The following is a 24,559-nucleotide window of genomic DNA, read 5'->3' on the forward strand; positions in this document are numbered from 1 at the left end:
GGCGAAGGGCTCACTGCTTGAGTGGGGCTGACCTCACTCCTTGGGCCAGCGCGGCCAGGTTCGGTGAAGTGCCGTCCCTGTAGACGAGGGTCAGCTGGTCGTCCTTGAACCAGGCCGCCACGGCGGGCGCACCCGTGGTGAGGGCCATGACCCCGTCCTTCGTCCTCACGAACCGCGGCGCCGACTTCGACGCGGTGACCGCGTTGAGCAGCTGCACGACGTACTGGTCCTGGAAGGTCGTGCTCTTCGCGACTCCGCGCTTGGTCGTGTACACCGCGACAGCGCCCACGTCGCGGCCGGCGACCGTCAGCGAGTGGATGGCCGAGGAGGTGATCACGTGGGCCGAGGCCTTGCTGACCGCAGCGAACCGCTGCTTGTCCTTCGCGGAGGGCGCGCCGTAGCCGATCGTGCCCACCCTTCCGGGCGTGATGACAGGCATCGCCGCCCGCGGGTCCCTGACGGTCCGGGCACTGGTGGCGGACGCCTTCCCGGTGGCGGGCGCCTTGGCGGTGGGGGCGGCCGAGCCTGCTGTCCCCTGCGTTGACGCAGCTGCCGACGCACCGGTGGCTCCCGAGCCGGTGGACGAGCCGGAGTCGGTGCAGCCGGTGAGCGTGGCGACGACGAGCGCGCCAACCACCGGGAGCCAAGCAGTCCTGCGCATCAGCAAAACCTCCCTCGTGCCCCGGCGGCCGCGCTCGTCGCGCCCCGGCGGCTCCCACCACGGTCTCGTCGACCATAACCAGCGCGCAGGGCCCCCTGACACCTGCGAATGCTGTAGACACCCCAGCGTTCAACCAGGCGTCGTCGTCGCTGGATGAGGCCGTCGGTGGCGGCGGTTAGAGTGGTGGACACTCCCCATTCGTCGTCCACCCGCACGTCGTTTGATGTGGGGCTTTCGTGCTGTCCACGCGGCCGCTGCGCCCCCGCCAAGCTGTCTCCAGGAGCCTCGTCATGACCCTCGCCCCGCTGCTCGACCTCCTCGGTGCCGATGCCGCCGTCGGTCGGGCTCTCGCGGTCGCCCGCGCGGGAGAGCCGGTCGCCGACCTGGCCGTCACGGCCGGTGCCAGGCCGGCCCTCATCGCGGCGCTGGCCCGCGACAGTGGTCGGCCGATCCTCGCGGTGACGGCGACGACGCGCGAGGCCGAGGACCTGGTCGCGGCGCTCGGGTGCTTCCTCGACCACGACCGCGTGGCCGAGTTCCCGGCCTGGGAGACCCTGCCCCACGAGCGGCTCAGCCCGCGCAGCGACACCGTCGGCAAGCGGCTGGCCGTGCTGCGCCGGCTCAAGCACCCCGACTCCTCCGACCCGACCTACGGCCCGCTCGACGTCGTCGTGGCCCCGGTGCGGGCCGTGCTGCAACCGGTTTCGCAGGGCCTGGGTGACCTCGCCCCGGTCGCCCTCAAGGCCGGCGACGACGCGCCCCTCGAGGAGGTCGTCGAGCACCTCGCGGCCGCGGCATACACGCGCACCGACCTCGTGGAGCGGCGCGGGGAGTTCGCGGTCCGTGGCGGCATCCTCGATGTCTTCCCGCCCACCGAGGACCACCCGGTGCGGGTCGAGTTCTGGGGCGACACGGTCGAGGAGATCCGCTGGTTCAAGGTCGCCGACCAGCGCAGCCTCGAGGTCGCCGAGCACGGGCTCTGGGCCCCGCCCTGTCGCGAGGTGCTGCTGACCGACTCGGTGCGCGCTCGAGCCGCCGCCCTGATGGACCAGCTGCCCGGAGCGGTCGACCTGCTCGCCAAGCTCGCCGAGGGCATCGCCGTCGAGGGCATGGAGTCCCTCGCCCCAGCCCTGGTCGACGGGATGGAGAGCGTCCTCGACACCCTGCGCGACGGCACCGCCGTGGTCCTGTGCGACCCCGAACGCGTGCGCACCCGCGCCCACGACCTCGTGGCCACGAGCCAGGAGTTCCTCGAGGCCGGCTGGGCCAACGCCGCCGTCGGCAACACCGTGCCGATCGACCTGCAGGGGATCCTGGGCACCGCCTCGTTCTGGAGCCTCGCCGACCTCCGCGCCCACGCCCAGGGCTCCGGTATGCCGTGGTGGGACCTCGGCCCGTTCGTCGCCGACCAGGAGCTCGCCGTGGGCGACTCGGTGGTGGTGAACACCGGCCTGGAGGAGGCGCCGCGGTACCGCGGCAGCACCCCGGATGCCGTCGCCGACCTCCAGCGCTGGGTCGCCGACGGCTGGCGGGTCGTGGTCGTCACCGAGGGGCCGGGGCTGGCCCGGCGCGTCGCCGAGGTGCTGGCCGACGAGTCCGTCGCCGCGCGGCTCGACGCCGACCTGAGCGACCTCTCCGACGGCGTGGTTCACCTGACCACGGGCAGCGTCGGCAGCGGGTTCCTCTCTCCTGCAAGCAAGTTCGCCCTCATCACCGAGACCGACCTCACCGGCACGCCGGGGCAGGGTGGCTCCACCAAGGACATGCGCAAGATGCCATCGCGTCGGCGCAACCAGGTGGACCCGCTCCAGCTCAAGCCGGGCGACTACGTCGTCCACGAGCAGCACGGTGTGGGCAAGTTCGTCGAGATGGTCCAGCGCACCATCGGTGCCGCCACCCGGGAGTACCTCCTCATCGAGTACGCCCCGGGCAAGCGGGGTCAACCGGGCGACCGGCTCTTCGTGCCCACCGACCAGCTCGACCAGGTCACCCGCTACGTGGGTGGCGAGATGCCCACGCTCAACAAGATGGGCGGCAGCGACTGGGCCAAGACCAAGGGCCGGGCGCGCAAGTACGTCAAGCAGATCGCGGCCGAGCTGATCCAGCTCTACTCGGCCCGGATGGCCACCAAGGGCCATGCCTTCGCGCCGGACACCCCCTGGCAGCGTGAGCTCGAGGACGCGTTCTCCTACGTCGAGACCCCCGACCAGCTCAGCTCGATCGACGAGGTCAAGTCCGACATGGAGCGCACCGTGCCGATGGACCGCCTCATCTGCGGAGACGTCGGCTACGGCAAGACCGAGATCGCCGTGCGCGCCGCGTTCAAGGCGATCCAGGACGGCAAGCAGGTGGCCGTGCTCGTGCCGACCACGCTGCTGGTCCAGCAGCACCTGCAGACCTTCACCGAGCGCTACCAGCAGTTCCCTGTGGTCGTGCGCCCGCTGTCGCGCTTCCAGAGCGACAAGGAGGCCCGCGAGACGATCGCCGGCCTCGCCAACGGCAGCGTCGACCTCGTCATCGGAACGCACCGGCTGCTCGGCGGCACGATCCAGTACAAGGACCTCGGGCTCGTCGTCATCGACGAGGAACAGCGCTTCGGCGTCGAGCACAAGGAACAGCTCAAGACCCTGCGGACCGCCGTCGACGTGCTCGCCATGTCGGCCACCCCCATCCCGCGCACGCTCGAGATGGCCGTGACCGGCATACGCGAGATGTCGACGCTGGCCACGCCTCCTGAGGAGCGGCACCCGGTCCTGACCTATGTCGGTGCCTACGACGAGAAGCAGATCGTGGCCGCCATCCGGCGCGAGCTGCTCCGCGAGGGGCAGGTCTTCCTCGTCCACAACAAGGTGTCGACGATCGAGCGCGCCGCCAGCCGCATCCGCGAGCTCGTGCCGGAGGCCCGCGTGGCGACCGCCCACGGCAAGATGGGCGAGCACAGGCTGGAGCAGGTCGTCCTCGACTTCTGGGACAAGAAGTTCGACGTGCTGGTCTGCACGACGATCGTCGAGACCGGCCTCGACATCTCCAACGCCAACACGCTCATCGTCGAGCGCTCCGACGTCCTCGGCCTCTCCCAGCTGCACCAGCTCCGCGGCCGGGTCGGGCGAGGCCGCGAGCGGGCCTACTGCTACTTCCTCTACCCACCCGAGAAGCCGATGACCGAGACGGCCCACGACCGGCTGCAGACCATGGCCAGCCACACCGACCTCGGTGCCGGCATCCAGATCGCCATGAAGGACCTCGAGATCCGCGGCGCCGGCAACCTGCTCGGCGGGGAGCAGTCCGGGCACATCGCCGGCGTGGGCTTCGACCTCTACGTACGCCTCGTCGGAGAAGCGGTGGCCGACTTCCGGGGTGACGGCGAGACGGCGCCCGGCGAGATCAAGATCGAGCTCCCGGTCGATGCCCACCTTCCCCACGAGTACGTCCCTGGGGAGCGGTTGCGCCTCGAGGCCTACAAGAAGCTGGCCAGCGTCCTCGACGAACAGGCGCTCGCCGACATCGAGGCCGAGCTGGTCGACCGCTACGGCCCGCTGCCCGAGCCGGTCCGCAACCTCATGGAGGTGGCTCGGCTGCGCACGGTGGCCCGGCAGGCAGGGGTCGCGGACATCTCGGTGCAGGGCAACTTCGTCCGGTTCGGGCCGGTCGACCTCCCCGAGTCGGCGCAGCTGCGGCTGCAGCGGCTCTACCCGAAGTCGCTCGTCAAGGACGCGCTGCATACCATTCTGGTGCCGAAGCCGATGACGGCTCGGGTGGGTGGCCAACCGCTGCGCGACACGGCAGTCTTGCAGTGGGCCAGTGACCTCATCCGAGGAGTGCTGCTGGGCAGCGTCGCAGACGCCGCCCGGGTCGCCACCGGTCAGGACACGGTTTCGGCCCGCTGAGCCACCACACGTTGTACCGAGTGAAGGATGTAGTCCGTGAAGGCATTGAGTGCGCTGCGTGGGTCGATCGTGACGGCAGTCGTCGTCGGGGTGCTGGCCGTGTCCGGCTGTGCGACCGCCGACACCGCCGCGGTCGTCAACGGACACCGGATCAGCGAGCAGGAGGTCCAGGAGGCCACCACCCAGATCACCAAGGCCTACCCCGACTCGTCGCTCAACACGGCCAGCGCTCTCTCGAGCCTGGTGATGGCCTCCTTCATCAACCAGGTCGCCGAGGAGTCCGGCAAGGGCCTGTCCGACTCCGCGGCCAAGGCCGCCATCGCCAACATCGTGGACCCGGTGCCGGCCACCCTCGAGCTCGTGAAGTCGAGCCTGTCGTCCCAGCAGCTGACCAGCGTGGAGCAGGGCAAGGTCGTCGAGCTCGCCTCCAAGGCGAAGGTGACGCTCAACCCGCGCTACGGCACCTTCGACGCCAAGAACGTCCGCTTCGACGTCAGCCAGCCCAACTGGATCAAGGCCGAGCCGACGCAGCCGGCACCTGCCACCACCCCCGCGGGCTGAGACCAGGTGCCGGGTCGGCTGACCCTGCTGGTCGGCAGCCCGAGGATCGCAGCCGGCCTCTTCACCCGAGCCGCGTGGCAGGCACTGGACGCCGCGGACCAGATCCTCGCGCGCGACGAGAGCGAACCACTGGCCGACGCCGTGTCAGAGGCGGGTATGCCGGTGCGTCACCTCGGTGACGTCGCCCCGCCCGAGCTGGCGCGCACCCTCATGGATGCCGCTGCACAGCCGGCCGACGTCGTCTGGGTGTCCTCGGCCCACGGGGACCCGGGGCTCACCGACGCGATCGCCTCGGAGGTGTCCCGGCTGGGTGCGCCGCCGGAGGTGGAGGTGCTCGTGGCGTCCTGGGACGTTCCCGGCTCGCGGCTGCTCGACCTCGTGGCCGTCATGGACCGGCTCCGGTCGCCCGGCGGCTGCCCCTGGGACGCCGAGCAGACCCACGAGTCGCTGGTGAAGTACCTCATCGAGGAGAGCCACGAGGCAGCGGAGGCGATCGAGTCCGGCGACCGCGACCACATCCGCGAGGAGCTCGGCGACGTGCTGCTCCAGGTGGTCTTCCAGGCCCGCGTGGCCCAGGAGCACGACACCGAGCCCTTCGACGTCGACGACGTCGCCGGCGCGATCATCGAGAAGCTGGTCCGCCGGCACCCCCACGTCTTTGCCGACGGCGACGCCTCCACCCCGGCGGAGGTGGAGCAGGCGTGGGAGCAGATCAAGGCCGCCGAGCGCGCGGCGAAGGCGCCGCACGGCGGCGGTGAGGACGGGCACCAGGGGCTGCTCCACGGCATACCCAGGTCGTTGCCCAGCCTGCTCGCCGCCGACAAGGTGCTGGCGCGCTGGGAGCGGACCGGAGGCGACCTGTCCGCGGTGGGTGACCCCGAGGGGGACCTGGCGGCACGGCTGCTCGCCCTCGTCGCCGAGGCGCGGGCTCAGGGTGTCTCGGCCGAGGAGGTCCTGCGGCAGGCGCTGCGCGACCTCGGTCAGGACGAGCAGACCGGCACGAACGGGCGATCCGGCAGGTAGTTGCGCCACTCCTGCTCGGTGAGCGGACGCCCGGCCAGTCGGCAGGCCGTGGCCAACCAGGACTGGGGGGCAATGGTCCAGGTGAGCACGGTCCCGCTGCTTCCGGCGAAGAGGATGTGGCTGTTGTCCTTCGTGAAGGCAGGGTCGCCATCCTCATTCACCGTCGCGGAGCCGAGGTACGCCCCGGTGCGGGCGTCCCAGTGGCTCAGCTTGCCCTCGGCCACGCTCGCCACGAGGGTGCCGTCGTCACTGAACTTGGTGAAGTAGCCGACCAGGTGCGCCTGTGCGGCGTTGGGACGGGAGATCCACGTCAAGGAGGCGGCGTCGAGCAGGCCGACACCGGCGTCGCCCAGGTCCACGAGCAGGCGGCTGCCATCCGGCGAGGGGACCGCGAGCTGCACGGTGGCGCCGAGGTCGGGCATCGGCCAGACCTTTCCGGTGACGTAGTCCACGATGAGGTCGTTGGTGTAGACGCTGTGGAGGTCGCCGCTGGGCATGAACCCTGACAGGGCCAGCCCCTCCGGCGGGCCCGGCTTGTGCTCGCGCACCTGGATTGGCTCACGTGCCGGCGCCAGGGTGTGGGCGTCCAGGACGTGCAGCCTCCCGGTGGTGCTGCCGACGAGCAGGTACTTCCCGTCGAGGCTGAAGAAGGCGATCGCGGCGCCCTCGCTCGAGTCCGTCGACGCAAGCTGGTGTGCGGCAAGCACCCGGCCGGTGGCGGCGTCGAACGTGCGGACCACCGGGTCACCGGTGGTGATGTTCAGGGTCTTGTTGTCGCGGTGCCAGGCGAGGTCGATGTAGCTCCGCTGGCGCATCTCGGGCCGCATCAACGGACCCAGCTTCCCCGTGGCGGCGTCGCGGATCCGGAGCGCTGGGCCCCCCTCGACATAGCCCACCTTGTCGCCATCGGGGGAGACCCGGACGAGGGGTTCGCCCATGCCCGGGGACTCCCCGGCCCTCGAGGCGAGGAACCGCCGGTCCCCCTCGAGGTCCCAGGCCTGGACCAGCCCGGCGAACGTGCTGGTGTACAGGGTCCGCCCGTCGAGGCTGAACCGTGGGCTGCCGACGGGGCTGTCCTGGGCGAGGATCTCGCGGGCACCGTGCCCTTCGAGCGCCCAGACCATCAGCCGGTCTCCCGCGGCCGCCACCCGCGTGCCGTCGCGGGAGAAGGCCACTCCGCTCCGCGGGCCCTGTCCGGACAGGTAGGTCTGCGGCCGGAGCGTGGCAGTGTCCACCAGGACGGTCTCCACCCCGGCACCGACGGCCAGCAGCCGACCGTTCGGGCTCAGCATCAGCGACTCCTCGAGCTGGCGCACGCCGAGATCACGGGCCTCGATCACCCGTCGCGTCCGGCCGCTCGGGAGCTCGGTCACCACCAGCCGTCCGCCGCCCGGGTTGGTCGAGTAGAGGGTGCGGCCGTCGGGACTGACATTCGGGACTACCCCGTCGCCCAGCTGCAGGGTTGCCACGGGTTGGGCAGGCGAGCGCAGGTCCCACACTGCGGTGACGTCTCCCTTCTCGCCGTGCAGGTGCGACATCGAGACCACCAGCCAGCGGCCGTTGGGGCTGAATCCCAGGTTCTGGAACGCGTGGTACCCGGGCGGGAAGCCGCCGAGCTGCGTGGCAGACCGAGCTCCGGACTTCTCGAGGAGGACGACGGGGGGCTCGCCGCCGCTCTCGACCAGGTCCGTCCACATCGACACGGCGTAGCGACCGTCGTCCGGGCTGGCGGCCACCGCGACCCCGAGGATCTTCGCCGGGGTGGAGACCGGGTCCAGGGTCCGGCCGTCGCGCAGCTCGAGCCCCACGTCGTCGGACGCGGCGGTCGCGACCTGGCCGGTGGAGTTGTTGACGTCCATGCTGAAGACGCGACCTCTGCTGCGCACGCTGCCGATCAGCGCCGGGGCCCGGTCCAGGGTCGCCAACAGCGCGTTCCGGGTGTCCACCGTGTCGTCGAGCGTGACCGCCGCGGCGGCGAGCAGCAGGGAGCGGTCGAGGTCGTCGGTCCGCAGCGCCTCGGCCCCGAGGCGTCGGGCGTCGGCCACGAGGGCCTGTTGGTCGGCCCGGTCCGCGGCGGTCTTGGCCAGCGCCCCGGCCACGATGGCGACGGCCAGCAAGGCGGCGACGGCAGCCAGCCCGGCGCGGAGACGCTGGTTGGAGCGGCGTTCGCGTCGCACCTGTTCCTCGGTCGCACGCTGTTCGGTGTCGGCAAGAGTGGCTCCCGCGGTCAGGAAGTCCTGCTCTGCGCTGGTGAGGGACGGGTTGGCACCGTCGCGCCACTCGACCGCCCGGGCCTGCCTCACGCCCCGGTAGAGCTCGCTGTCGGGACGGCCGAGGTCGTCCCAGCTGGTCGCCGCGACGGAGAGGTGGCGCATGATGCGCAGTCCGTCGACGTCGTCGTCCAGCCACGACCGCAGCCGCGGCCACGCCATGGCCAACGCCTCGTGGGCGATCTCCACCGTCTCGCCGTCGGTGCTGAGCAGGCGGGCGCCAACCAGCCGCTCGATCAGCAGGGTGTGGTCTTCGTCGGTGGCGACCGAGCGGCGTGGGACCCGCTGGCGGACCGGTTCGCCGAGGTCGTCGGGGGCGACGAGCCGCACCATGAGGTCGCGGAGCACCCCCTGCTGCCCGGGCGTGAGGTCGCGGAAGAGGCCCTCGGCCGACTGGGAGACCGCCTCCCGGATACCGCCCGTGGCGGTGTAGCCGGCAACGGTCAGCGTCTGGCCCTCGCGTCGTTTCCAGGTCTGGCGCAGGACGTGGGACAGCAGCGGGAGGGCAGCCGGTTCGTCCTGGACCTCGCGGACGAGCAGGTCGACGAGGCCGGGCTCGAGCCGCAGTCCGGCCTGCGCTGCTGGCCCCTCGATCGCGAGCCGCAGGTCGGGCTGGGTCATGCCACCGAGCAGGTACAACCCGCGTTCGACGAGTCGGGCGAACTCCGGGTGCGCGGAGAGCTCGCCGAGCCGGTCCGCCCGGAGCGAGATGACCAGGACGCCGCGCCCTCGCGTGGCGAAGGCGACGAGCTGGTCGAAGAACTCCGTGCGCTCGCTCGAGTCGGGGTCGAGCGAGAGAGCCTCCTCGCACTGGTCGACGACGAGGACGTCGGTCGCGCGGGGGTTCGTGGCGGCCAGTGAGTCGGTGGGGTGAATGCCGGGAGAGAACACCCTGACCCGGCGTCCGTCCCGCTCCAGCGCGGCCGCGACGCCGGCACGGGCCAAGGATGACTTGCCACATCCAGAAGGCCCGACCACGGCTAGGACGTGGCCTTCGTCAAGGCGCCGCAGGCACGCGGAGATGTCGGCTTCGCGACCGAAGAACGCCGGGGCGTCGGCGACGTCGTAGGCAACCAGGCCGAGGTAGGGGCACTCGGCACTGGTTGGCGGCAGGACCGTCTCGGCGGCCAGCGAAGGGTCCTGGCGCAGGATCGCCTGCTCCAGCTGGGCGAGCTCTGGGCCGGGGTCGAGGCCCAGCTCGTTGACGAGGGTTGCCTTGGCGCGGTGCAGGGTCTGGAGGGCATCCCCCTGCCGACCCGCCTGGTACTGCGCGAGGGCCAGCAGGCCCCAGCGCCGTTCGCGGGTCGGCTGCTCGGCCACCATGCGCAGGGCGTCTCCGAGGACGTCCTGGTAGCGACCGGACCTCAGGCCCGCTTCTGCGTGGAGGTCCTCGGCGTCGCGCCAGAGCTCGACGAGCCGCTCGGCCTCGACCCTGCCCGGGCCCCAGTCCGCGAGCTCGACGAGCGGCTCCCCGCGCCAGAGCTCCCGGGCCTGTCCCGACACGTAGAGGGCCCGCTCGGGCTCCCCGTTCGCCAGCAGCTCGCGAGCCCGAGAGAGGAGGTGCTCGAAGTGGAGGTGGTCCACCTCGTCCTGGTGCAGGACCAAGCGGTAGCCACGCGGTGAAGTCTGGATCGCCTCCGCGCCGAGGGACTTGCGAAGCCTGACGATGCAGCCCTGCACGACCTTCTGCCAGGTCCCGGGCAGGTCCTCGCCCCACAGCGTCTCCGCGAGAGCCTCGGCACTGAGCTCGGTGCCGGGTCGGGTGGCCAGGGCTTGGAGGATGACGCGGTCGCGCGGACCGAGAGTCGTCCGACCGTCGTTGACCTGCAAGGATCCGAGCAGCGCGATGCGCATGTCCCGACAGTGACCCTCCCCAACGGTGGCGTCAACAGGCCTGACACCGGGTTGACACCGGCGGAGCACGAGGGCGACACCGGCAAGGGGTCAGGGGAGGGTGGCGAGTGGCCAGCGCTGGCCGGTGCCGCTGTCGATCAGCGCTGCCGACTCCGCCCGCCCGACCAGGGGCAGCACGTCGAAGGCGCGGACAGCGGCGGTGGGCAGAAGCTCCTGGCTGGTCCCGGTGGTGAGGCTGCAGTGGGGAATCCATCGCCCCGGCCGGTAGTGCCAGTGCAGATCCGCCCCGGTGCCGTTGACGGCCGTGACCACGGCCTGGTGGCGGTCGAGCAGCGCCCGGGTGGCCGGCGTCAACAGTGCGCCTCGCCCACGGGTGAACAGCCCCACGGCGTCGAACCGCAGGTCGAGGGCCGGGCCACCGGCAAGACCTCCGACAACCCCGGCCACCGCCTCGACGTCGAAGGTGCGGAGCACGGCATACGAAAGGTGTGGCACGTGGCGCTGGTGGGTGTGGCTCAGCAACGTGCCGATCCCGGCGTCCTCCAGCGCCGTCCAGAGCTGTCGGATCGCCCGGTCGGTGTCCGGGTCGAAGAGGAGGCAGACGGCGAGCGCCACACTGGCATTCTGCTTGGTCAGGAGGCGCAGACCGGCTGGAACGAGCGTTCCGGCAGGTAGTTGTGCCACTCCTGCTCGGTCAGGGCGCGCCCTGCGAGCCGGCAGGCTGCCGCGACCCACGAGCGGGGGTCGAGGTCCCAGCTGAGGAGGGAGCCGTCGTCGCCCGCGAAGAGGAGTCGTCTGTCGTCCGCGGAGAAGGCCGGGGCCCCTGGCGACGGCACGCTCGCCGTGCCGAGGAAGGTGCCCTTCCGTCCGTCCCAGTAGCTCAGGTGGCCGTCGTTGACACTGGCGACCAGCGCCCCGTCCTCGCTCCACGAGGTCAGGTAACCCACCAGCCCGGCCTGGGCCGCGCTCGGTCGGGAGATCCACGTCATCGTCGTGGCGTCGAGCAACCCGGTCCCTGTCGGGCCGGTGCCCACGATCAAGCGCTTTCCGTCGGGCGACGGATACAGGTCCACCACCGGGAAGCCGAGGTCCGGCATCGGACGGACCGTCCCGGCGACATAGTCCACGATGGCGTCGTTGAGGTATGCCGTGTGGTGGTCCCCGCTCGGGACGAAGTTCTCGACTGCTTGCGGATCAGGCTCGCCTTCCGCCTTCTTGTACACCTGGATCGGTTCTCGGGCGGGGACGAGCGTGTGGGCGTCGAGCACGTGGAGCCGCCCCGCACTGCTGCCGACGAGCAGGTACTTCCCGTCGAGGCTGAAGAAGGCGACGGCGGCAGCTTCGTCGGACGGAGCGGGTGCAAGCCGTCGTTCGGCGAGCTGACGGCCTGTGGTGCTGTCCCAGGTCCGGACCGACGGGTCACCGGAGGTCATGTTGAGGATGGTGCTGTCGGGGTGCCAGGCGATGTCCATGTAGCCCCCCTGCGCCATGGCGGGGGCGATCTCCGGACCGAGCTTGCCGGTCGCGACGTCACGGACGCGGAACCGAGGTCCGTTTCGCACGTAGGCGACCTTGGACCGGTCAGGGGAGAACCGGCCCCAGTAGTCGGGCCAGTCCAGGTGCTCACTGGGCCCCGCCGGGAGGAAGCGGCGGTTGCCGGCGAGGTCCCACGCCTGGATGAGTCCCCCGATGGTCTTGGTGTAGAGGGTCTTCCCGTCGCGGCTGAACGCAGGGTCGTCGGCGTCCCCGTCCTGGGCAAGCACCTCCACCGGATCGTCCCCACTCAGGTCCCACACGGTCAGGCGGTCGCCGCTCGCCGCCAGGTGGGTGCCGTCCGGCGAGAAGGCCAGGGCCTGGGTCGCGCCCTGTCCGGAGAGGTGGGCTCGCGCCTTCAGGGTGGCGGTGTCCACCAGGACCACCTCGACGCCGGCACCCACCGCCAGGGTCCGGCCGTCGGGGCTCTGCGCCAGCACGTCGTCCAGCTGACGGACCGCGAGGTCGGCCGGGGCCAGGGACCGGCGCGTCCTGCCAGTGGGGAGATCGGTGACGAGGAGGCGGCCCTTCCCACCGGGCACGAGGTCCAGGCCGTAGGCGCCCGAGAACAAGGTGCGCCCGTCCGGGCTGATGGTCGCCGCGCTGCCCACCCACCCGAGCTCGAGCCGTGCCACCGGCCGGCTGGGGGACTTGAGGTCCCAGACGAAGGTGAGGGTGCGTCCGTCCTCCGGCATGCGCACGAGGGACACCGCGAACCATCGACTGGTGGGGGAGTATCCGAGGTACCAGCGGCGGGGGAAGCCCATGTCGAGGACCTGGTACCGGGCGGGGATGCCCCCCAGCTGGACCGCGGACCGGGCGCCGGTTCGGTCCAGCAGCAGGACGGGCGGCTCCTTCCCGTCCTCGACCAGGTCGCCCGAGATCGTCACCGCGTAGCCCTGTCCATCCGGTCGGGCGACGACCGATCCGCCGACGAGCTTCTCCGGCAGCGAGACACGGCGCAGGGTCGGTCCGTCATAGAGCTCGAGTCCGGTGCCGTCAGCGGCCATGACCGCCACCTGGTCCGTTGCGGTGTTGACCGCCAGGTGGAAGATCCTGCCGGCGCTTCGAGCGCTTCCGGTGAGCGCCGGGGCGCGGTCGAGGGTGGCCAGCAGGTTCGTCCGCGTGTCCACGGAGTCGTCCAGCGAGACCCCCGCCGCGGCGAGGAGCAGCGACCGGTCGACCTCGTCGGACCGCAGTGCCTCCGCACCGAGACGACGGGCGTCCGCGGCACGCGCCTTCGCGGACGCCGCCGCGGCTTGGCGGTCGGCTTTGTCCCGGGCGGTGAACGCCACAGCCCCGGCGACGATCGCGACGGCCAGCAGGGCCGCGACAGCCGCCAGACCGAGGCGGAGCCGCTGGTTGAGCTGCCGCTCCCGCCGCACCTGCGCCTCGGTGGCCCGTTGCTCCTTCTCCGCCAGCGCGGCAGAGTCGTGCAGGAAGTCACGTTCGATGTCCGTCAGCGTGGCACTGGCCCGCTGGTGCCATTCAGCCGCGCGCGCCTGGCGGACGCCGCGGTACAGCTCGCTGTCAGGGCGACCGAGCTCGTCCCAGCTCTCGGCCGCGACCGTGAGGTGGCGTAGCGTGCGCAACCCGTCGACGTCCTCATCCAGCCACAACCGCAGGCGCGGCCACGCCGCCGCGAGGGACTCGTGCGCGATCTCCACGGTGTCCCCGTCCGTGGCCAAGAGCCGAGCTCCGACCAGCTGCTCCACCAGCTTCAGGTGTTGCTCGTCCCCGGTGACCGACCGACGAGGAACCCGGGTGCGCACCGGGTCACCGCCCTCGTCAGGCGTCACCAGCCTCAGCATCAGGTCCCGGAGCATCGCCTGGCGCTCCGGGTCCAGTGCGCGGAACACCCCCTCTGCGGACTGGGCCACCGCCTCGCGAAGGCCACCCGTCGCGGCATACCCCTCGACCGTCAGGGTGCCGCCCTCGCGGTGGCGCCACGTCTGGCGAAGCACGTGGGACAGGAGCGGGAGGGCGGCGGGCTGCCCCACGACCTCGCGCACGAGCAGGTCGACCAGCCCCGGTTCGAGCCGCAGACCCGCCTGGGCGGCGGGGCCCTCGATGGCCCGCCGCAGGTCCGGTTCGGTCATCGGGCCCAGCAGGTAGAGGCCAGACTCGACGAGCCGTGCGAAGTCGCCGTGGGGAGACAGCTCACCCAGCCGGTCCGCGCGCAACGTGACCACAAGCGAGTGGCGCTGGGCGAACTCGACCAGGGCCGCGAAGAACTCGACTCGCTCCGGCGAGGCCTCGTCGACGGCGAGGGCCTCCTCGCACTGGTCCACGACGAGCACCGTGCCCGGACGGGTGGGGACGCCGCTCAGGGACTTCATCGGGTGGATGCCCGGCGTGAGCACGTGCACGACCCGGCCGTCGCGTTCCAGCGCGGCAGCAACGCCCGCCCGGGCGAGCGACGACTTGCCCGATCCCGACGGTCCCACCACCGCGAGCACGCCGGCCTGGTCGAGGCGGCGCAGACAGGCTGCGGTCACCTCCTCCCGGCCGAAGAAGGCTGCGGCGTCGCTGACGTCGTAGGCCACCAGCCCGAGGTAGGGGCACTCGGACGTCGCCTCGGGGATGGCTGCCGCCACGGCAAGGGAGGGATCCTGGTTGAGGATGGCCCGCTCGAGCGCGACGAGGTCGTCACCGGGGTCCAGTCCGAGCTCGTCGACCAGCACCCGGCGGGCCTGCTGCAGGGTCTGCAGGGCGTCGCCCTGGCGGCCGCCCTGGTACTGCGCCAACGCGAGGAGGCCCCAGCGGCGCTCGCGCATCGGCTGCTCGTGGACGAGGCGCAGCGCCGGCGCGATGGCCTCGCGGTGGTGTCCGGCACGCAGCTGCGCCTCGGTGAGCAGGTCCTCGGCGTCGTGCCGCAGCTCGACCAGCCGCTCGGCCTCCGCGCGCCCCGGTGCCCACTCGACCAGCTCGGCGAACGGCTCGCCTCGCCAGAGCTCGAGCGCCTCACGCAGCAGGTATGCCGCGCGGTCCGGTTCGCCGCCAGCCGTCAGCTGACGCGCCCGGTCCAGGAGGTGTTCGAAACGAAGGTGGTCGAGGTGGTCGCGATGGACCTGGAGCCGGTAGCCCTGCGTCGAGGTCTCGATGGTGTCGGCGCCGAGCGCTTTGCGCAGTCGGACGACGCATCCCTGGACGACCTTGGTCCACGAGGTCGGAGGGTCGTCGCGCCACAGTGCCTTGGCGAGGGTGTCAGCACTCACCGGTCGGCCGTGACGCACGGCCAGGGCCTGCAGCACGACGCGGTCTCGCAGCCCGAGAGCGGGCTCCGCTCCGTCGAGCTCCAATGGACCCAGGACGCCGATTCCCACTGTCTCAGCAGACCTTCACGCGTTCGCGGTCGGGCAGGTAGGTGTTCCACTCCTCGTCGGTCAGGTCGCGTCCCGCGATCCGGCAGGCGGCCCTGATGGTTGCATCGGGGTCGGGATCCCATCGGTAGACCGTGGCGGCGGGCGAGGCCAGGACGACGGTGGTCCCATCCTGGTCGAACCCACCGGCCGTGCGGGCGTCGACGCCGACGGCGCGGAGGAGGTCGCCGGTCGTCGCATCCCACAGCGCGACGCGGTCTCCCGCGGCGGTGAGGAAGCGTTTGCCGTTGGCCTCGAGCCTGAGCTCCCCTCCGCCGGCTGCGGTTCGTCCGGTCGTGGTGGTCCGGCGTGCCAACGTCGTGGCGTCCACGGTTGTCACGACACCCACGCCCCCCTGTCGGAAGTCCGCTCCGCTCAGGGCGATGGTCGCTCCGTCGAGAGTCCAGGCGGCGGCGTTCGCGGTGTAGCCCAGTTCGGCGCGACGGGTGACCGTGCCGGCGGCAAGGTCGAGGACCCTGATGCCGTCGTCGGTGCTGGCGACGGCCCGGTCTCCGTGTGCGTCGACAGCCACGGTCGTCACCGGTCCGGATGTGCTGACCTGGACGGCGCGACCGCTGCGGCGCCCCGCGCCCGCGACCGACTTGACCCAGCCGTTCCTGGTGCCGATGACCAGACGAGATCTGTCGCGGCTGAACTCTGCCGTGGTGATGCGGTCACCGGGTTCTCGGTACTCCTCGATGAGCTCTCCCGTGAGGCGGTCCCAGACGCGCAGCCGCTCAGTGCCCAACGTGGTCGCTACCGCCGAACTGTCCGGCCGCCAGGCCAGGCCGATCCAGTAGTCGAACCTGTCGCCGGTCCCGATGGCCGGCCCCAGCGTGTGGGTGCGCACGTCGAGGAATTGCAGGAACACCGTCCCGTCGACTGCCGAGGTGGTGAGGTAGGCGACGGTCTTGCCATCAGGAGACACCCGAGACGATGAGTAGACGGCCTCCAGTCTGCCTGACTGGGGCGGGGTGGAGGGCAGGAACCTGCGGCTGCCGCTGGCGTCCCAGGCCAGGAGCAGGCCGTCGTTCCGTGCTGCGAACAGGGTGCCGCCGTTCTTTCCGAATGCCAGCCCCCACGGCTCGAACGCATCTCCCGAGGGGTAGCGGATGCCCGGGCTGTCGGGGTCGGTCAGCGAGCGCACCACAGGGGTCCCGTCCACCATGTAGGCCATGGTCTGGCCGTCCGGGGCGATGGCTATGGGCAGACCGATGGTGCCCTCCTCCCGAAAGGCCGCAGTGGTGGTCAGCGACTCGGCGTCCAGCAGACGCACCTGGCCTGCGTCCCGAACCGCCAGCTGCGCTCCGTCAGGAGTCGGCGCGACTGCAACCGGCCCGAAGGGGATCGTTGACGCCTTGGCTGTGTGGATCGATCGCAGCTCACGACGGGCGGACGGATCGAGGAGGTGAAGGTCGCCGTTGTCCGAGGTGGCGTAGATCCGGCTGGATCCGCGGCTGATCTGGAGGGACGAGATGATGTACGGGACGGTGAACGAGGACTTCGGACGTGCGAGGGCGGTGGTGTCCCAGACCTGCACGACGGAGTCGGCTGGGAATCCCATCGGGGAGATGAAGCCTGCGGCCAGCCAGCGCCCGTCGGGACTGAACCCGAACGAGTGGTGCAGGACGCGACCCTTGGGGGTCCCGCCCGGCTGATCCGGTAGCAGTCGTGCCGTGGCAGCATCGAGTATCCGCAGCGGCACAGGGTCCACCCGGGCAACGCTGGTCGGAGTCCACGGATTGACGGCCACGGCAAGGGTCGCCCCGGCTGGGTTGTAGCGAACCCCCGCCACCGGGATGTCATGGTTCCGCGCCTTCTCCTCGAGTGTCACGGCGTCAAGGATGGTCACGCCCCGGATCACCTCGCCGATCGCAACGTGAGCCCCATCTGGGCTCACCGACACGGAGGACTGGGCGGTCCTGCGGACGGCACCGACGAGCTGCGGCACGCGGTCGAGCACTCCGGTCAGGTTGTTCACCGTGTCGGTCGTCTGGTCGAGCCGCGCACCTGCGACCCCCAGCAGCAGTGCCCGGTCTATCTCCTGTGACCGGAGGGCTTCGGCCCCGAGGCGGCGAGCGTCAGCCGACTGCGACTGCCGCTCGGCTTGGTCGGCTGCGGTCTTCGCGAACGCCCCGGCGACGATCGCCACCGCGAGGAGCACGGCGACCGCGGCGAGTCCGGCGCGAAGTCGTTGGTTGGAGCGGCGTTCCCGGCGGACCTGCTCCTCCGTCGCGCGCTGCTCGGTCTCGGCCAGCTCGGCGGAGGCGTCGAGGAACGCCCGCTCTGTCGGCGTCAGCTCCGGGTCGTGTCCGCGTCGCCACTCCGCTGCGCGGGCCTGCCGGACCCCGCGGTAGAGCTCGCTGTCGGGTCGTGCCAGCTGGTCCCAGCTCTCGGCGGCCACGGTGAGGTGCCGCATGATCCGCAGTCCGTCGACGTCGTCGTCCAGCCACGAACGCAGCCGCGGCCAGGCGACGGCCAGGGACTCGTGGGCGATCTCGACGGTGTCTCCGTCGCTGCTCAGCAGCCGAGCGCCCACCAGCGCCTCCACCACCGCGGTGTGCTCCTCATCCGAGGCCGCGACCCGTCGCGAAACCCGGGTGCGCACGGGTTCACCGGCATCGTCCGATGAGACCAGCCGCACCATGAGGTCGCGGAGCATGCCCTGCTGACTCACGGACAGCTCGCGGTAGAGCCGCTCGGCGGACTGGGCGACGGCTTCGCGCACACCTCCGGTCGCTGCATACCCCTGCACGGTCAGCGTGCCGCCCTCGCGGCGCCGCCAGGTCTGGCGCAGCACGTGAGACAGGAGCGGCAGCGCCCCCGGTGACCCCTCGACCTCGCGCACGAGCAGGTCCACCAGCCCCGGCTCCAGCCTCAGCCCCGCCTGCGCGGCAGGACCCTCGATCGCGCTGCGCAGCTCGACAGCTCCCATGCCGCCCAACAGGTAGAGCCCCTTCTCCGCCAGGTGCGCGAACTCGGGATGCACAGCGAGCTCCCCGAGCCGGTCGGCGCGCAGCGAGAGGACGAGCCGACCACGTGCAGCGAACTGGACCAGTCCCGCGAAGAACGCTTCGCGCTCCGGGGAGGCCTCCGGCAGGCTCAGGGTTTCCTCGCACTGGTCGACCACGAACACCGCGCCGGCCCGCGACGGCGCCTGGGCCAGCACCTCCTCCGGGTGGGCTCCTGGCGTGACGATCTTCAGGGCGTGGCCGTCGCGCGCCAGCGCCGCGGCGACCCCTGCCCGGATCAGCGAGGACTTGCCACATCCGGACGGCCCCACCACGGCCAGGACGCCGACCGCGTCGAGCCGTTGCAGACAGGCCACCACGTCCGCTTCGCGACCGAAGTATGCCGAGGCGTCATCGACGTCGTAGGCGACCAGTCCGAGGTAGGGACAGACCGCCTCCGTCTCGGGTGCGGCGCCCTCGCTGACCAGGGCGGGGTCCTGGCGCAGGATCGCCTTCTCGAGCTCGGCGAGCTGTGGTCCCGGGTCGAGCCCGAACTCGTTGACGAGGGTGGCGCGGGCACGCTGGAGGGTCGCCAGCGCCTCCGCCTGACGGCCGGCCTGGTACTGCGCGAGGGCGAGGAGGCCCCACCGCCGCTCACGGGTGGGTTGCTGGATGACCATGCGGTGCAGCTCACCCAGGACGTCGCCGTAGCGCCCGGCCAGCAGCTGGGCTTCGGTGAGGAGGTCCTCGGCGTCGTGCCGCAGCTCGACGAGCCGCTCGGCTTCCGCGCGACCGGGCGCCCACTCGACCAGCTCGGCGAACGGCTCGCCTCGCCAGAGTTCGAGCGCCTCACGCAACAGGTATGCCGCGCGGTCGGGTTCGCGGGCGCCCGTCAGCTGACGGCCCCGGTCCAGGAGGTGTTCGAAGCGGACGTGGTCGAGGTGGTCACGGTGGACCTGGAGCCGGTAGCCCTGGGTCGAGGTCTCGATGGTGTCAGCGCCCAGTGCCTTGCGCAGTCGGACGACGCATCCCTGGACGATCTTGGTCCAGGAGCTCGGAGGGCTCTCGCCCCACAGCGCCTCGGCGAGGGTGTCGGCGCTGACCGGCAGTCCGTGGCGCACAGCGAGTGCCTGCAGCACGACGCGGTCTCGCAGCCCGAGAGCGGACTCCGCTCCGTCGAGCTCCAGGGGGCCGAGGACGCCGATACCCATACCCCTGACGGTCGACCCATGCTGGTCCGCCGTCAACCACCGCGTTACCGCCGTGATACCGCCAGGCTCGGGGCGCCGAAACCGCTGAGCCGGGGCCGGAATCGGGCGAACGTCGCTCATCGCCCCAGCCCTGGCTCAGAAGCGGGGTCAACAGACCTTCACGCGTTCGCGGCCGGGGAGGTAGCTGCGCCGCTCATGCTCCGTCAGGTCCCGCCCGGCAATGCGGCACGCCGCCTCTCGTGCTGCCTCGGGCCGCGGGTCCCAGATCGAGACCTCCCCGTCCACCGAGGCGATGAGCACTTCGGAGGTGCCTTGGACGAACCCTGCGTGGCTGTCACCCTCAGTCGGCACGAAACCGAGGTAGTCAAGCGTCCGGACGTCCCAGAGCCCCACCCGGCCTGACCCGGACGTCGTGAACCGCTCTCCATCGGGGGAGAACTGGATCGCCCCCTCAGCGGCAATGTGCGGTCCCGAGGTCCTGGACCTCGTCGACAGGCTCGCCGGATCCAGGAAGGCGACCGTGCCGTGGCCCTCCTGGGACGGGTCGCTGCCGACCACGACGACGGTCTTGCCGTCGGGGACCCACGCCAACCCCCCGACGTCGAGGCCAGGATCGGCGGTCTTGAGCACCCGCCCCTGCAGGAGGTCCAGCAGCCGGAGCTTGCGGTCGATCCACACGAGCGCCCGAGCCCCGTCATGGTTCGCGGCGAGGCCGCGCATGGGCACGCCGGCCTTCACCTCGACAGGCGTGCCGAGGATCTTCAAGGTGGAGGCGTCGACGGTGTAGACCCAGCCCCGTTGTGTTCCCACCACCAGTCGAGCGCCGTCGCCGCTGAACTTCACCGACTCGGCGACTCCGTAGCGGTCGGGCACGCGGTGTTGAGCCGCAGGCCGCCCTGTGACTCCGTCCCACAGGTCGACCCACTGGTCGTTCCAGGCGCTGGCGAACATTCGGCTGTCCGGCCGCCAGGAGAGGTCGGCGTTGTACGTGTTGCTTTCTCGGAAGGCAGATATCGGGGTCCGGGTGCCCGACTTCACGTCGAGGAACTGGACAGCGAACGACTCAGGTTCACCGCCGATGAGGTTTGCCACGGTCCGTCCGTCCGGAGAGACGATCGTCCCCACTCTTTCGGATTCTTGCTGTTGCTCCACTGGAACGGAGCGCACGAAGCGACGGTCGCCCACGAGGTCCCACATCAGCAGCCGGTCATCGCCCCTGCTGTAGAGCGTCCGCCCGTCGGGGCTGAAGCCGATCGAGCCGGGGCCGGCCCTCGGACTGAGACGCACCCCGGACGCGTCGGGATCTGCGAGTGATCGCACGACCAAGGTGTCTTCGGCGACCTCGTAACCCAGCTGGTCGCCCGTCGGTGAGAACGCGAGCTCGCCGATGCCGGCTTCCTCCTCGATCACCGACTTCAGCGTCAGCCGTGTCGGGTCGAGCAACGCGATCTGGCTTCCCCGGACCACCGCCAGGGTCGAACCATCCGGGCTCAGGGCGATCTCCCCAGGGCCCGGAGCGGACCTGATTTCGCGACCCGCCGCCACGTCCAGGGTGTGGACCCGGTCGCCAGCCGAGACGTGGAGCCTCGCGCCGTCATCGCTCACGGCGAGGCGGCCGACGAGGAGGGGGACGGTGAACGCCGCCGCCGGACGGGCGAGGTTGCCGGTGTCCCACACCCTGATCGACGTGTCCTCGTCCAGCTCGGTCGGATGGATGAAGCCGGCCGCGAGCCATCGGCCGTTGTTGCTGAAGGCGAGCTGCCCATGGACCACGCGTCCTTGCGGCTGGCCACCCAGCTGGCTCGGGGCCAGGGCCGCGGTCTGGGGGTCGAGCATCCGAACGGGGATGGGGTCGACCCGCCGTTCACCGCTCGCCATGAACACGTTCACTGCGACGGCGAGCTGGGTGCCGTTCGGGTTGAAGCGCACCCCGTTGAGTGGGATGTCGTGGTTGCGTGCCACTTCCTTGCGGGTCTCGGTGCTCACGATGGTCACCCCGATGTCCCAGCCCGTGACGGCCACGGCTCGCCCGTCGGGTCGCACCGAAAGGCCGATCGGGTGGAGAACCTTGCTGACGCCGATGAGCTCTGGCGCACGCTCGAGGACGGCTGCGAGGTTGTTCCGTGTGTCGGGGGAGTCATCGAGACGGGTCCCGGCCACCGCGAGCAGCAGAGCGAGGTCTGGTGCGGAGTTTCGCAACGCCTCGGAGCCCAGGCGCCGCGCGTCTGCCACCCGCGACTGCCGCTCGGCTCGCACACTCTCCTGGTCGGCCTTGTCTGCGGCGGTCTTCGCCAGCGCGCCCGCGACGATCGCCACCGCGAGCAGCGCAGCGACTGCTGCGAGGCCGGCGCGAAGGCGTTGGTTGGAGCGGCGTTCCCGGCGGACCTGTTCCTCCGTGGCGCGCTGTTCGGTCTCGGCCAGCTCGGCCGAGGCGTCGAGGAAGGCTCGCTCCGGGGGAGTCAGCTCCGGGTCGTGTCCGCGTCGCCACTCCGCGGCCCGGGCCTGCCGGACCCCGCGGTACAGCTCGCTGTCGGGTCGCCCCAGCTCGTCCCAGCTCTCGGCGGCCACGGTGAGGTGTCGCATGATCCGTAGTCCGTCGACGTCGTCGTCCAGCCACGACCGCAGCCGCGGCCACGCCACCGCCAGCGACTCGTGCGCGATCTCCACCGTGTCGCCGTCGCTGCTCAGCAGCCGAGCTCCTACCAGCGCCTCGACCACGGCCGTGTGCTCGTCATCCGAGGCCGCGACCCGTCGGGAAACCCTGGTGCGGACCGGTTCGCCGGCGTCGTCAGACGAGACCAGCCGCACCATGAGGTCGCGGAGCATGCCCTGCTGGGTCGGGGTCAGGTCGCGGTAGAGCCGCTCGGCGGACTGGGCGACGGCTTCGCGCACGCCTCCGGTCGCGGCATACCCCTGCACGGTCAGGGTGTCGCCCTCGCGGCGCCGCCACGTCTGGCGCAGCACGTGCGAGAGCAGAGGCAGGGCCCCGGGCGAACCCTCGGCCTCGCGCACCAGCAGGTCGACCAGCCCCGGCTCGAGCCGGAGCCCGGCCTGCGCCGCGGGGCCCTCGATGGCGCTCCGCAGCGCGGCCGGGCCCATGCCGCCGAGCAGGTACAGGCCCTTCTCCGCGAGGTGGGCGAACTCTGAGTGGGCGGCGAGCTCGCCGAGACGGTCGGCGCGCAGCGAGATGACGAGTCGCCCCCGTGCGGAGAAGGCGACCAGCCCGGCGAAGAAGGCCTCGCGCTCGGCGGACGTCTCGTCCAGGGCCAGGGCCTCTTCGCACTGGTCGACGACGAACACGGCGCCTGCCCCGGGCGGTGCCAGGGCCAGGACCTCCTCGGGGTGTGCCCCGGGCGTGACGATCGTGAGGGCGTGGCCGTCGCGTACCAGGGCCGAGGCCACGCCGGCCCGGATCAGGGAGGACTTGCCACACCCGGACGGCCCCACCACGGCCAGCACGCCCACCTCGTCGAGCCGTTGCAGACAGGCCACCACATCCGCTTCGCGGCCGAAGTATGCCGGGGCGTCACCGACGTCGTAGGCGACCAGTCCGAGGTAGGGACAGACCGCGGCTGTCGCTGGTACGGCATCGGCTGCAACGAGCGCCGGGTCCTGACGCAGGATCGCCTTCTCGAGCTCGGCGAGCTGTGGTCCCGGGTCGAGGCCGAACTCGTTGACGAGGGTGGCGCGGGCGCGTTGCAGGGTGCCGAGGGCCTCCGCCTGTCGGCCGGCTTGGTACTGCGCGAGGGCGAGCAGCCCCCACCGACGTTCGCGGGTGGGCTGCTGGGCGACCATGCGGTGCAGCTCTGCGAGCACCTCCTGGTGGCGCCCGGCCCGGATCGCGGACTCGGCATAGAGGTCCTCCCCGTCGCGGCGGCGCTCGCCGAGCCGCTCCGACTCGATCCGGCCCGACTCCCACTCGGTGAGCCGTTCCAGCGGGTCCCCTCGCCACAGGCCGAGCGCCTGCCCGCTGGCGTACCGCGCACGCTCCGGCTCGCCGGTGGCGAGCAGCTGGCCGGCGCGCAGCAGCAGGTCCTCGAAGCAGAGGTGGTCGAAGTCGTCCCGGTGCAGGACCAGCCGGTAGCCCGCGCCGGATGTCGTGATCGCCGGGGACCCGAGCGCCTTGCGCAGGCGGGAAACGCACCCCTGGACCACCTTGGGCCACGAGGGCGGGAGGTGTTCGCCCCACAGGGCCTCCGCAAGGGCTTCGGCCCGGACGGTCTCACCGGGGCGGGCGGCCAGGGCCTCGAGGACCACCTGGTCCCGGGGGGCCAGCAGGATCCGTCCTTCGTCGACCTCGAGGGGGCCGAGCACCGCGATGCGCACACCTTGAATGTGACCCTCCACTGGTACCCCGTCAACGGTCCCGATACCCGGCTGATACCGGGGTGGCGCCGCCCCGGTACCGGTGGGTGCGACAACGGTCGTGGACAACCCGTCCGGCACGAAGCACCAGCAAGCAAAGGATTCAGGACCATGTCGCACACCACCAGCATTCGCCGGTCGGCCTCCATCCTCGGAGCCACCGGACTCATCGCCCTTTCGATGGCCGGTCCGGCCAGCGCCCGCGAGGTCCCCGGAAACGGCGATCCGACAGAGCAGTACTGCTCCACCTCCTGCTACGAGGGGGGTACCACCCTCGTGGACACCAGCTCCGGGCCGACCCGAGGCGACGGCGGCACCGTCGAGTACCTGCAGCTGGGCGCCGGCCTGCTTGCCGGCCTTGCCCTGGCCGGTGCCGGTGCTGCCGCGTTCTCGCGCCGAACCCACACCCACGCAACCGCCTAGTCCCACCCGAACCGATTCAGGAGATGTAGTCATGTCACACACAGTCCGACGCCGGGGCGCACAGGCCCTCGGCACCGCGGCGATCTTCATGCTGGCCTTCGGTGGTCCTGCGACTGCCAGGCCCGACGAGGCCGGCGGCACCCAGCAGGGGTCGAACGCCACCGCACAGATCAATGCCACCGCGCCGATCACGGACGAGCAGCGGAGGAACGAATGCCACTACCAGAACAAGTGCTCGGGCACGCCGTCGCCGACACCCCCGTCACCCGGCGGCGGTAACGGCTACGACGTCGAGTACCTCCAGCTCGGCGCTGGGGTCCTCGCCGGGATCGGCCTCGGTGGGGCAGGCATGGCTGCCGCCTCGCGGCGTCGTCACGGGCATGCCGCACTGCTCGCCTGATGGGGGACGCAGATCCCTGCGGAGGGGGACACAGGTCCGGTGCACCCTGCGGGTGCGC

11 protein-coding genes are annotated in these 24,559 nt (G+C 71.5%); 5 read left to right on the forward strand and 6 right to left on the reverse strand.

Translation table 11 applies throughout. The features are described 5' to 3' along the window. Positions 1-10 precede the first annotated feature (10 nt). Positions 11-661 (reverse strand): hypothetical protein, encoded by a 651-nt coding sequence (locus AC1DS4_RS03895; protein ID WP_477633059.1) that lies wholly within the window; start codon positions 659-661, stop codon positions 11-13. A gap of 290 nt (positions 662-951) precedes the next feature. On the opposite strand from AC1DS4_RS03895, the gene mfd reads away from it, so the two are divergent. Genes mfd through AC1DS4_RS03910 form a run of 3 tightly spaced genes read left to right on the forward strand, consistent with a single transcriptional unit; the run spans position 952 to position 6,132 of the window. Then, positions 952-4,548, forward strand: coding sequence for a transcription-repair coupling factor (gene mfd, locus AC1DS4_RS03900; protein WP_477633060.1), 3,597 nt, complete (start codon positions 952-954; stop codon positions 4,546-4,548). 36 nt (positions 4,549-4,584) lie between these two features. Continuing rightward, complete coding sequence (locus AC1DS4_RS03905) at positions 4,585-5,109, forward strand: SurA N-terminal domain-containing protein (RefSeq protein ID WP_477614698.1); 525 nt, start codon at positions 4,585-4,587, stop codon at positions 5,107-5,109. 6 nt (positions 5,110-5,115) lie between these two features. Further along, positions 5,116-6,132 (forward strand): MazG family protein, encoded by a 1,017-nt coding sequence (locus AC1DS4_RS03910; protein WP_477633061.1) that lies wholly within the window; start codon positions 5,116-5,118, stop codon positions 6,130-6,132. Here AC1DS4_RS03910 and AC1DS4_RS03915 read toward each other — a convergent pair. From AC1DS4_RS03915 to AC1DS4_RS03935, 5 genes are all read right to left on the reverse strand, one after another. After that, on the reverse strand, positions 6,090-10,256 hold the full coding sequence (locus AC1DS4_RS03915) for an nSTAND1 domain-containing NTPase (protein WP_477633062.1): 4,167 nt from the start codon (positions 10,254-10,256) through the stop codon (positions 6,090-6,092). The two genes, AC1DS4_RS03910 and AC1DS4_RS03915, sit on opposite strands and share 43 nt — an antisense overlap. A 90-nt stretch (positions 10,257-10,346) precedes the next feature. Further along, on the reverse strand, positions 10,347-10,871 hold the full coding sequence (locus tag AC1DS4_RS03920; protein ID WP_477614701.1) for a 2'-5' RNA ligase family protein: 525 nt from the start codon (positions 10,869-10,871) through the stop codon (positions 10,347-10,349). 17 nt (positions 10,872-10,888) lie between these two features. After that, positions 10,889-15,115 carry an nSTAND1 domain-containing NTPase gene (locus AC1DS4_RS03925; protein ID WP_477633063.1) on the reverse strand — a complete coding sequence of 1,409 codons (4,227 nt, stop codon included), beginning with the start codon at positions 15,113-15,115 and terminating at the stop codon, positions 10,889-10,891. Between the two features lie 4 nt (positions 15,116-15,119). Further along, positions 15,120-19,313: an nSTAND1 domain-containing NTPase gene (locus tag AC1DS4_RS03930; protein ID WP_477633064.1), complete on the reverse strand. Its 4,194-nt coding sequence runs from the start codon at positions 19,311-19,313 to the stop codon at positions 15,120-15,122. A gap of 147 nt (positions 19,314-19,460) precedes the next feature. Continuing rightward, positions 19,461-23,639 (reverse strand): nSTAND1 domain-containing NTPase, encoded by a 4,179-nt coding sequence (locus AC1DS4_RS03935; protein WP_477633065.1) that lies wholly within the window; start codon positions 23,637-23,639, stop codon positions 19,461-19,463. A gap of 150 nt (positions 23,640-23,789) precedes the next feature. Here AC1DS4_RS03935 and AC1DS4_RS03940 point away from each other — a divergent pair, with 150 nt between their 5' ends. Together AC1DS4_RS03940 and AC1DS4_RS03945 are read left to right on the forward strand one after the other, a co-directional pair. Next, positions 23,790-24,101: a hypothetical protein gene (locus AC1DS4_RS03940; protein ID WP_477633066.1), complete on the forward strand. Its 312-nt coding sequence runs from the start codon at positions 23,790-23,792 to the stop codon at positions 24,099-24,101. 31 nt (positions 24,102-24,132) lie between these two features. Continuing rightward, on the forward strand, positions 24,133-24,501 hold the full coding sequence (locus tag AC1DS4_RS03945) for a hypothetical protein (RefSeq protein WP_477633067.1): 369 nt from the start codon (positions 24,133-24,135) through the stop codon (positions 24,499-24,501). Positions 24,502-24,559 lie beyond the last annotated feature (58 nt).

The organism is Pedococcus sp. P3_C7, assembly GCF_056402615.1.

Bases quoted from the DNA above. Each gene is read 5' to 3' on its own strand.
- AC1DS4_RS03895 (WP_477633059.1), bottom strand. From the start codon at position 661: ATGCGCAGGACTGCTTGGCTCCCGGTGGTTGGCGCGCTCGTCGTCGCC.
- mfd (WP_477633060.1), top strand. From the start codon at position 952: ATGACCCTCGCCCCGCTGCTCGACCTCCTCGGTGCCGATGCCGCCGTC.
- AC1DS4_RS03915 (WP_477633062.1), bottom strand. From the start codon at position 10,256: ATGCGCATCGCGCTGCTCGGATCCTTGCAGGTCAACGACGGTCGGACG.
- AC1DS4_RS03930 (WP_477633064.1), bottom strand. From the start codon at position 19,313: ATGGGTATCGGCGTCCTCGGCCCCCTGGAGCTCGACGGAGCGGAGTCC.
- AC1DS4_RS03940 (WP_477633066.1), top strand. From the start codon at position 23,790: ATGTCGCACACCACCAGCATTCGCCGGTCGGCCTCCATCCTCGGAGCC.
- AC1DS4_RS03945 (WP_477633067.1), top strand. From the start codon at position 24,133: ATGTCACACACAGTCCGACGCCGGGGCGCACAGGCCCTCGGCACCGCG.